Origin of the sequence: Thiocapsa sp. UBA6158, assembly GCF_002423035.1 — a bacterium.
In the GTDB taxonomy this organism is placed as follows: domain Bacteria; phylum Pseudomonadota; class Gammaproteobacteria; order Chromatiales; family Chromatiaceae; genus Thiocapsa.
Map to the genome: position 1 here is coordinate 1 of NZ_DIUM01000076.1, position 10338 is coordinate 10338.

7 protein-coding genes and 1 pseudogene are annotated in these 10338 nt (G+C 63.6%); 3 read left to right on the forward strand and 5 right to left on the reverse strand.

Going from position 1 to position 10338, the window contains the following annotated elements; translation table 11 throughout:
• Positions 1-267 precede the first annotated feature (267 nt).
• The 4 genes and pseudogenes from phbB to B4N44_RS11265 all read right to left on the reverse strand — a co-directional run bounded on the left by phbB (position 268) and on the right by B4N44_RS11265 (position 3495).
• On the reverse strand, positions 268-1008 hold the full coding sequence (phbB, locus tag B4N44_RS11250) for an acetoacetyl-CoA reductase (protein WP_296700809.1): 741 nt from the start codon (positions 1006-1008) through the stop codon (positions 268-270).
• 177 nt (positions 1009-1185) lie between these two features.
• A complete protein-coding gene (locus B4N44_RS11255) occupies positions 1186-1551 on the reverse strand; it encodes a phasin family protein (RefSeq protein WP_296700811.1) in 366 nt (121 codons plus the stop codon).
• Between the two features lie 130 nt (positions 1552-1681).
• Entirely contained in the window at positions 1682-2203 is a 522-nt protein-coding gene (phaR, locus tag B4N44_RS11260) for a polyhydroxyalkanoate synthesis repressor PhaR (protein WP_296700823.1), read from the reverse strand.
• Between the two features lie 114 nt (positions 2204-2317).
• Positions 2318-3495, reverse strand: a pseudogene (locus tag B4N44_RS11265) (acetyl-CoA C-acetyltransferase).
• 195 nt (positions 3496-3690) lie between these two features.
• Here B4N44_RS11265 and phaE point away from each other — a divergent pair.
• Both phaE and B4N44_RS11275 read left to right on the forward strand, forming a co-directional pair.
• A complete protein-coding gene (gene phaE / locus B4N44_RS11270) occupies positions 3691-4761 on the forward strand; it encodes a class III poly(R)-hydroxyalkanoic acid synthase subunit PhaE (RefSeq protein ID WP_296700813.1) in 1071 nt (356 codons plus the stop codon).
• Positions 4762-4859: 98 nt separating this feature from the next.
• A complete protein-coding gene (locus B4N44_RS11275) occupies positions 4860-5930 on the forward strand; it encodes a class III poly(R)-hydroxyalkanoic acid synthase subunit PhaC (RefSeq protein ID WP_296700816.1) in 1071 nt (356 codons plus the stop codon).
• Between the two features lie 66 nt (positions 5931-5996).
• Here B4N44_RS11275 and B4N44_RS11280 read toward each other — a convergent pair whose 3' ends face one another.
• Positions 5997-7727, reverse strand: a complete 1731-nt coding sequence (locus tag B4N44_RS11280) for a B12-binding domain-containing radical SAM protein (RefSeq protein ID WP_296700818.1) — start codon at positions 7725-7727, stop codon at positions 5997-5999.
• Positions 7728-8144: 417 nt separating this feature from the next.
• On the opposite strand from B4N44_RS11280, the gene B4N44_RS11285 reads away from it, so the two are divergent.
• Positions 8145-10313, forward strand: coding sequence for a transglutaminase family protein (locus tag B4N44_RS11285; protein WP_296700821.1), 2169 nt, complete (start codon positions 8145-8147; stop codon positions 10311-10313).
• The last annotated feature ends 25 nt before the right edge of the window (positions 10314-10338 follow it).

Here is a 10338-nt window from a genome sequence, read left to right on the forward strand (position 1 = left end):
GGTGTAACTGCTCTTTTTAGGATAAAAAAAAGCCCGGCGGGGAGCCGGGCTGGAAACGTCTCATGATGAGAGAGACGAGGAGGACACTGGTATCGATCTTGAAAGTCTCGAGCTCCGCCAGTCGTCGGCAGTCCCGAGACATCGATGTTTTGAATTCCGACGTTCGATCTCTAAATGGCGCCTCGCCGAGTTTGTTGTCTGCAGCGAGGCCGATTCCACTGAGTGCCATCTTATGGCATCGGGCGCGGCTTAGGTGTGACGCGCGCCTCAGTGCATGAAAAGGCCGCCGTTGACCGGCAGGTTTGCGCCGGTGATGTAGGCACTCTCGTCGCCGGCCAGGAAGGCGATCGCTGCGGCGATCTCCTCAGGCTGTGCCATGCGGCGCATCGGCACGCCCGAGATAATGCTGTTGCGCACGGTGTCGTCCATCGCGAGCGTCATGGCGGTCTCGACATAGCCGGGGGAGACGGTGTTCACCGTGACGCCCTTGGACGCACCTTCCTGGGCCAGGGCCATGGTGAAGCCGTGCATACCGGCCTTGGCGGCGGAGTAGTTGGCTTGGCCAAACTGACCGCGCTGGCCGTTGACCGAGGAGATGTTGATGATCCGGCCGAAGCCGCGATCCAGCATCCCTTCCCAGACGTTGCGCGTTACGTTGAAGACGCTGTCCAGGTTGACCCGCATCACCGCTTCCCACTGCGCAAGCTCCATCTTCTTGAAGGTCTTGTCGCGGGTAATACCGGCACAGTTGATCAGGATGTCGACCGGGCCGTGCTTCTCGGTGATCTCTTTGATCATGCGCGCACTGTCCTCGAAGGAGGACACGTCGGCAGCGATGGTGTCGATGGCGAAGCCTTCGGCCTCGCGACCCTTCTTCCAGGCATCCGCAGCAGCAGCTTCGGACGGATGATGATTGGCGACGACGGTGCAGCCGTCCTGTGCCAGACGCGTACAGATCGAGGTACCGATTCCGCCGATGCCGCCGGTCACGAGTGCAATTCGAGCCATGTCTCTTGCCTCCAGGTCTTTATTGGTGTGTCGTTGTGACGGTCCGGAGCGATCAACGCGCGATCCGCTCGCGGGGGTTCAAGATCTTCCGATCACGAACCATTCGCAAGCCGCCTGCGTAGGGGACTTGCGAATGGCGGCCCATCCTTGGGCTGCCGGGTCGAGCCGACTGTCGAGTTAGGCGGCCGGAACAGCCTTACGCAGGTCGACGGAGAACTCTGCCATGTTCTTTTCGAGCCAGATGCGGTAGTCGTCACGCACATCGCTGATGGCCTGCATGCTGGTCTTGCCTTCCGCTAGAACGCGCTCGCTCAGCTCCTTGGTGGCCTCGACCTGGCCCTGGAAGAACTCATTGTAGCCCTTGGATTCGGTCGCCAGCTTCATCATGCGCATGGCGTGCTCCATGTAAAGGCTCATGGCATCCATCTGGCGCGCCGACATCTTCTCGAAGATGCGGACGTTCATCTCGCCGAGGCTGTTCATGCGCTCGACGGTTTTGGTGGTAAGCTCGTTGACGGTGTTCAGGGTGTCGTTGGTCGTCATGCGGGTTGCTCCGATGTGTTGTGCAGTGCAGCAATTGTTGCAGTGCACAATAGTCGTCCGGCACACCCCTGTCAACCCTGAATCCGTTAATCAAGAGCATTGAATTTACGGCCGACCGATCTTCAATCGCTCAGGCAGATCCGTCAGGGTCTTTGACCTCGGCGTCGGCAGGCGCCGTTGTCTTGCGATCGGTCTTACCCCGTGGTCTAGCGCCGAGATCGAATCCCGCCGCGCGCATCAACTCGCCTTGGATCTCCGACCACAGCTCGACGTTCTTCTGGGTCATGCGTGTCATGGCATCGAACGGGGTCTCGCCCAAGGAGCGGACCAGCTCGTGATGCTGTTTGGAGAAGAGATCCAGCGAGCCTTCGAGATAGCGCGCAAACATGCCTTGGAGTGTACCGCCGTAGAAGCGGATGATCTGAGACAACATGGTCGCGCTGAAGAGCGGCTCGCCGCCGCTTTCCTCTTCGAGCATGATCTGCAGCAGGATGGAACGCGTGATGTCGTTGTCGTTCGCCGTGTCGACCACCTTGAAGGCGGTGCAGCTCATGACGAGATCACGCACGTCCGCGAGCGTGATGTAGCGACTGACTTCGGTGTCGTAGAGTCGCCGATTCGGGTACTTCTTGATGATGCGCTCGTCGTTCATGGGCATCTGGGCCTTGTCGTCCTTCAGTCCGTAGAAGTGTACCCCAGTCGAGACGGGGTACGACCTGCGGGGCCCGGCGATCCTTCGCCGGGGGACTCCCCGCTCGGGCTCGGATCAGACCCGCTCGACGGCCAGCGCCACGCCTTGCCCGCCGCCGATGCAGAGGGTCGCGAGACCCTTCTTGGCATCGCGCTTCTGCATCTCGTAGAGCAGGGTCACCAGCACGCGAGCCCCGGAGGCACCGATCGGATGTCCGATCGAGATGGCGCCGCCGTTGACGTTGACCTTGCTCAGATCCCAGCCCATCTCGTGATTAACCGACATGGCCTGCGCGGCGAATGCCTCGTTGGCCTCGATCAGGTCGAGATCCTTGGGCGTCCAACCGGCCTTTTCCAGACACTTGGTCGAAGCCGGGATCGGGCCGGTACCCATGATGGCCGGGTCAACACCGGCGCTCGCGAAGGCGACCAAGCGAGCCATCGGCTTCAGACCGAGCTCCTTGGCCTTGGACTCTTTCATCACGACGACCATCGCCGCCCCGTCGTTGATGCCCGAGGCGTTGCCGGCGGTGACNNCTTGTCGAAGGCCGGACGCAGCTTGCCGAGCGTCTCGGCCGTGGTGCCGGGGCGCGGAAACTCGTCCGTGGCGAAGACGACCGGATCGCCCTTGCGCTGCGGAATGCTGACCGGAACAATCTCGTCGGCGAAGCGGCCCGACTTGATCGCCGCCTCGGCCTTCTGCTGCGACGCGGCCGCAAACGCGTCCTGGGCTTCGCGGGTGAATTCGTATTTCTTGGCGATGTTCTCTGCCGTCACGCCCATGTGGTACTGATTGAAGGCATCCCAAAGACCATCGACAATCATGGTGTCCTTCATCGACCAATCGCCCATACGCTGTCCCTCGCGCGAGCGCGGCAAGACATGTGCGGACTGGCTCATACTCTCTTGGCCGCCCGCGATCACGATGTCGGCGTCGCCGCAGGCCACCGCCTGCATCGCCAGATGAACGGCCTTCAGCCCGCTGCCGCAGACCTTGTTGATGGTCATGGCCGGCACGGAGTGGGGAAGACCCGCGTTCAGGGTCGTCTGACGCGCCGGATTCTGGCCCACGCCGGCGGTGAGGACCTGGCCGAGGATGACCTCGTCGACCTGATCCGGAGAGATTCCGGTGCGCTCCATCAACGCCTTGAGCACGGTGGCCCCGATGTCGGTCGCGGGGAGTGAAGAGAGGCTGCCGCCGAAGGTGCCGACTGGGGTACGGCCCGCATCGACGATCACGATATTGTCGCTCATGGTGTAAATGCCTTATGAATTTATGGAGTGGACGCTTATTCGGATGTGGCCGGTCGTGACGCGAAAACCCGGCCGCAAGATCTAAAATGCCCCGCTCGCGCCGATAGAGCAACCCGGATTTTACGCCGCTTTGTTGCAGTGCACAAATCGACGTGCTACCGTGTGCTGCAAAGTAACCCGAAGGAGGGCAAAACCATGAGCAACGAAACCTTTTTCAACGACAGCTGGATGGATCTGCAGCGCAAGTACTGGGACAGTTGGACCGAGATGAGCCGCAAGGCGATGGGCTCGCAGGGCGGCATGGGCCAGCTCACCAATCCCTGGGAGAGCGCGCTCGACAACTGGTGGAAGGCACTTGCGCCGGCCGCCCCGGATGCCTCCAAAAACTTTATGGAAAAAATGATGGAGCAGGGCAAGGTCTTCTTCCGTTTCGGCGAGGCATTTGCCTCCGGCAAGCCGGGCGACACCGCCTCCCCGACCGACGGCATGGCGTTCTGGACCAAGGCGCTTGAAGACATCCAGAAGAGCTTCAGCGGCTCGCTGGACGAAAACGGCAATGTCATGCAACGCATGATGTCCTTCTGGGAGATGCCGCTCGACAACTGGCAGCGCATGATGTCCTCGATGTCGCCGATGCCCGGCGATGCCCTGCGCTACATGCCGCACGACCAGGTCAAGGACAGCTTCAATCGTGTGCTGTCTGCGCCCGGGCTGGGCTACACCCGCGAGGAACAGGGGCAGTATCAGGAGTTGATCCGCGCCTCCATGGATTATCAAAAGGCGCTGCAGGAATACAACGGCTTCTATGCACAGCTCGGCGTCAAATCCGTGCAGCGGATGGGCGGCTACATCCAGAGTATCCTTGACAGCGGCAAGAGCATCGATTCGGCCCGCGCGCTCTACGATAACTGGGTCATGTGCTGCGAGGCGGTCTACGCCGAAGAGGTCGCGACCCCGGAGTACGCCCAGATCCACGGTCACCTGGTCAACGCCCAGATGGCCCTGAAGAAGCGCATGGCGGTGCTGGTCGACGAGAACCTCGGCGCCATGAACATGCCGAGCCGCAACGAGCTGCGCACCCTTCAGGATCGGCTGCAGGAGACCCGGCGCGAGAACAAGAAGCTCAGCCAGAGCCTGCGCACGCTCGAGCGTCAGGTGGCAGCCCTCGCCGGTACCCCGATCGAGACGCCCGCAACGGCCATCAGGTCCATTGCATCCGCCAAGGCGCCGGTCCGCAAAAAGGCCGTGACCAAGACCGCCGACTAGCTCGGGCCGTCACCACAGAAATCACACGCACTGCGCTCCCCTGAGAACCGGGTGCCGCAGACGCGTATCCAACGAATACCGCGAGGAACCGAACCGTGATGATGCCGATCGATATCCGGCCCGACAAGCTGACCCAAGAGATGCTGGACTATTCCCGCAAGCTCGGTCAAGGCATGGAAAACCTGCTCAACGCCGAGAAGATCGACACCGGCGTGAGTCCGAAGGAGCCGGTCTACACCGAAGACAAGCTGGTGCTCTATCGCTACGACACGCCCGAAGGCGTGACCCCCGACCCGGTCCCGCTGCTGATCGTCTACGCCCTGGTCAATCGGCCCTACATGACCGACATCCAGGAAGACCGCTCGACCATCAAGGGTCTGTTGGCGACCGGGCAGGACGTCTATCTGATCGATTGGGGTTATCCGGATCAGGCCGACCGCGCCATCACGCTCGACGACTACATCAACGGCTACATCGACCGCTGCGTGGATCACATCCGCGAGGCGCACGGCGTCGAGAAGATCAACATCCTCGGCATTTGCCAAGGCGGTGCCTTCAGCTTGATGTACACCTCGATGCATCAGGACAAGGTCAACAGCCTGGTGACCATGGTCACCCCGGTGGACTTCAAGACCCCGGACAACCTGCTGTCGGCGTGGGTGCAGAACGTCGACATCGACCTCGCAGTCGACACCATGGGCAACATCCCGGGCGAGCTGTTGAACTGGACCTTTCTGTCTCTCAAGCCCTTCAGCTTGACCGGTCAGAAGTACGTCAACATGGTCGACGTGCTCGATGATCCGGACAAGGTGAAGAACTTCCTGCGCATGGAGAAGTGGATCTTCGACAGCCCGGATCAGGCCGGCGAGACCTTCCGTCAGTTCATCAAGGACTTCTATCAGCGCAACGGCTTCATCAACGGCGGCGTCATGCTGGCGGGTCAGGAAGTGGATCTGAAGAATGTCACCTGCCCGGTGCTCAACATCTATGCGATGCAGGACCACCTGGTACCGCCGGATGCCTCCAAGGCGCTGAAGGGCTTGACCGGCAGCAGCGACTATACCGAGCTTGCCTTCCCCGGCGGCCACATCGGTATCTATGTCAGCGGCAAGGCTCAGAAAGAGGTCACACCCGCCATCGGGAAGTGGCTGAACGCGCACTCGGCGTAACGCACCACCCGGAGGTCGGAGGACGCGCATCGGGCGCGCCTTCGGTCTCCGCACGGACTGCTGCGGTTACGCGGCAGCCGACCTTGCATCCAGACTCGCCTCAGCCTGCTCCTCGGGCGTCTTCTCGACCGGCTCCATCGCCTGATCCATATAACGGTAGTCGGGCCGCCGCGTGTCCTGCTTCACCCGCCGATACAGCCGCCACACCCGCCAGGCGTAGGCGATCAAACCGCCATAGGTGGTCGCGATCTCCCGAACGCGACGCGGATAAAAGACCCAGGCAGACTCGATCGGCAGCTCCGAGCGCCGCTCCGTGCGGACCTTACGCCGCAGAAACCCGCCCTGCAGCGGATGCACCCGCTCGAACCTGAAGCAGCCGTAAAACTCCAGTGCAATCTCCATGATGCGTTTCGGATTGCGGTTGAAGGCCGCGGCACGCCGCATCAGGGTCTCCAGATGCGCCATCGAGTAGTAGCTGTCCCAGGCGCGGCGATAGACGCCCTGCCACTCCTGCGCGCTCATCCGCGGATGGGTCGTGCAGACATGCTCGAGGTCGTAGCGATTCAGATCCGGGTCGAGCGGCGCGCCCTGCGCGTGCAGCGCCTGATGGTCGGCGGAGCCGGGCAACGGCGTCAGACAGAAGAACTCCAGGATGTCGAGCGGCAGCTCGCGCTTGATTGTCTCGATGTCGCTCAGGATGCGTTCCGGCGTGTCGTCCGGAAAGCCCAGGATGTAGCCGCAATAGGTGGTCACGCGCTGCTGCTGCCAGGCCAACAGCATGTTGCGGTAGTTGGCGATCTTGTTCTGTTTCTTGTGCGCGGATTTCAGATTGTCCGCATTGACGCTCTCCAGCCCGATGAAGACCCGCGACACACCCGCTGCCCGCGCCTTGGTCACGAACCCCGGCAGGGTGTGACACATGGTATCGACCTGGATAGTGAAGTTGAGCTTCACCCCGAGCTCGCGACGCAGCGCGGCGATGCGGTCGAAGATCGGCTCCCAGTTGCGGTTGCGCGCGAAGTTGTCGTCCGTGATGAAGTAATGGCGAATGCCGTGGGCCAGGTTGGCGCGCAGCAGCCGTTCGATGTCGCCCGGGTCGCGGAAGCGCGACTTGCGACCCTGCACGTTGATGATGGTGCAGAAGCTGCAGAGGAAGGGACAACCGCGTCCGGCATCGAAGGTGCCGGGCATGGGGGCATAGCGCCGCGCCACCTCGGGCGGGAGATAGGGCATGGTCTTGCCCTGCAGGTCCGGAAGCTCCGCCATGTGATTGTAAAGCGGCTCCAGACGCCGGTCGTCGGCGGCCCGGAGGAGGTCGGCAAAATGTTCCTCGGCTTCGCCGGCAAAAAGGCTGACGCCCAGATCCATGGCCTCCTGCAGCTCCGGGGGGATGCCCGGAAGCATCGCCAAGGAGCCGCTGATGTGAAAACCGCCCATGACGACCTGGAGTCCTGCCGCCCGAAAGCGTCGCGCCAGATCCATAGCGCGGGGAAACTGGTTGGATTGGACTCCCACCAGGCACACCAGACCCCGGCCACCGTTGGCTTGGATGCGACCGATGATCCGCTTCACCGGAACCAGCGTGTTGGTCTCGTCGTAGGCGTTGACCTCGATGCGCACGCCCTCGCCCAAAACCCCGGATCGGTCTGCAGCGCAGGTCAGCCCGTAGAGGCTCGCGAGCGAGTTGGACGGGATCCATGCCTTGAGCCACTGAATCACATAGCCGTTGTCGTCGTAGTGCGACGGCTTGATCAATTCCACCTGAAACCGGGTCGCGGACGCGCTGCTCGGAGGCATGAGGGTCCCTCGTCGACGGAGAAAGGGATGACCGCTGGTGACTGGACCGCCTGCGGCTCCGAACACCGAAAAACTCGGGTCCAGGGAAAAAGAAGGCGAAGATTCAGTCCTTCAGCGCGGATTCCGCAGTCGATGCTAGTCCCGTTGGGAGGCTCGGGCAAGCCCCGGAGGCTGCCGCGGGACTGTCGCCTTCGCCTTGAGCCATGGCATGATCCGGCGCTGGATCGACCGGGGATCATTCCGATACCCTGGCTTTGCAAGGTTGCCGGGCATGCACTCCGAGATCACGCCGATTGCACACAGCATTGAATCCCGGCCGGTCACCACGGCGTTCGTCGCATCGCGCTTCGGCCTCGTCGCCGACGACCGTCCGAGGCAGTACCGCAGGGGGAAAAGACCACGCGCAGAGGCCGGGCGATGAGCCTGCAGGATTGGGACACGACGGACTTCGATCGCGCCGTTCGCACACACGACGAAGCTGTCGCGGCCATGGGTCCAGCGATCTGGGTCGGCACCGAGCCGACCTTCACCGATCGCTTTTCCGAGGCCCCCGAGTGGCTGAGCACCGCCCTGGGAGAAGATAAGGAAAAACGCGCCGAGCAACTCTTGTGCGCCCTGCAGAGCCGCATGGGCGGCCTGGTCCTGCGCACCCAAGGCCGTCGGTATCCAGGCGAGGATCGGCCGCGCTGGAGTCTCGGCCTCTACGCCCGGCGCGACGGCACGCCGGTCTGGCGCGGGCCGCCGGACCCCGTACTCGCAACGACAACGAACAGCGACTGCGATCTCGGCGTCCTGCAGAGCGAGCTCTGTGCCAGCCTGCGGAGGATCGGCTGCCGGGCAACGTCGGTCGCCGGTGACGAAGGCTGTCTCCAGGTGTTCGCCCTTTTTCCGGGCGACGCCGGCACGCCTGGCGAGGACGATCGAAATCCCGGCCTGTCCGAGTCAATGCTTGGAGATCCGGCACTCGCGGACCCGTTGCCCGACGACTTGACTGCCGCGCACGGACTAGCCTGTTTCGTTCTCGACCGCATCAACTGGCAAGGTGCGAAGGTGGCCCGGATCGAGCTGCCCGAATGCGAGTCGGTCGAGCAATTTGCGCGTTGTCTGGCCGCAATCGATACGGCGGCCACGAACGCCGGCCTGCCGGCGCTCCTGCTGACCGGCCACCCGCCACCCGTCGATGCGAGCGTCGCCTGGACCACGATCACACCGGATCCGGCGGTGATCGAGATCAACATGGCGCCCTATCCCGACGTGACCGGGTTGCTTGCCGCCACGCGCACGCTCTATGCTGCCACCACCGAGCTCGGACTCGCCCCTTACCGTCTCTACTACAACGGCTCGGTCGCGGATTCGGGCGGCGGCGGACAGATCACCTTCGGTGGACCCGGCCCGCAGGAGAGCCCCTTCTTCGTCGCGCCGCATGTCTTGCCGCGTCTGGTGCGTTATCTGAACCGACACCCCGCTCTTTCCTATCTCTTTGCGCACGACCACATCGGCGGCTCCGGGCAAGCGGTGCGCGCCGACGAGCGCGGGCGCGACGCCTTCCGCGAGCTAGCCCTCGCACTCGCCTTGCTGGAGCGGGGAGCGCCCCCCGATGCCGAGACGCTGTGGTCGGGACTGTCGCAACTGCTGACCGATGCCATCGGGAACAGCCATCGAGCCGAGCTCAACATCGAGAAGCTCTGGAACCCTCATATCCCCGGACGCGGAAAGCTGGGTCTGGTCGAGTTCCGTGCACTGCGCATGCAGCACAGCCCCGAGCGCGCCGCGGCGCTCGCCGCACTGCTGCGCGCCATCATCGCGATGCTCTGTGCCCGAGACTTCGACGTCCCGCTGCGTGATCACGGCGACGAGCTGCACGACCGCTACGCCCTGCCCTACTACCTCGAGCGCGACCTCGAGGAGGTGCTCGACGATTTGAACGCGGCGGGCCTCGGCCTCGGGACGCCCTTGGCCGAGCTGCTGAGGCGCAACGGCCTGCGTCTGATCGCCCGCGTGCGGCATCGGGACTGCGAGCTGACGATCCGTCGCGCGGTGGAGTTCTGGCCCTTGATCGGCGATGTCGGTCGCCAGGATCAGGAGACCTCACGCCTCGTGGATGCGAGCACGACGCGCGTGGAGGTCCGCCTGCGCGCCGTCGAGGGGACAGCCGCGGATGACTTCGCCGACTGGCGGATCGCCGTCGGCGGGGTTCGACTGCCCTGGCGCTTGGAGCAGGACCCGCAGGGGTCGGCGAAGGTCTTCGGCCTGCGCTATCGCAGCTTCGTGCCCCGGCAAGGTCTACACCCGGCACTGCCCGCCCAAGGCCCGCTGTCGCTGACGCTGTGGCATCCGGCACACGCCGATGCCCTTCACGCCACCCTGCACGACTGGCGACCGAGCGGTGGCGGCTACGACGGTCTCCCCGCCGACCTCGCAGAGGCCGCCGCGCGACGCGCCGAGCGCTGCGTCGTCGAGCCCGCATCGCACCCAGCACCGGAGACACTGCACGCGCCGCCGCCCGAGGCCCTCACGCCCTATGCCTTGGATCTGCGCTGGCTTGGGCTCGGCGCACGCGAGCCGGCGTGGACCGACCGGACATGAGCCTAGGAGCCTGTCCGACTTGTCG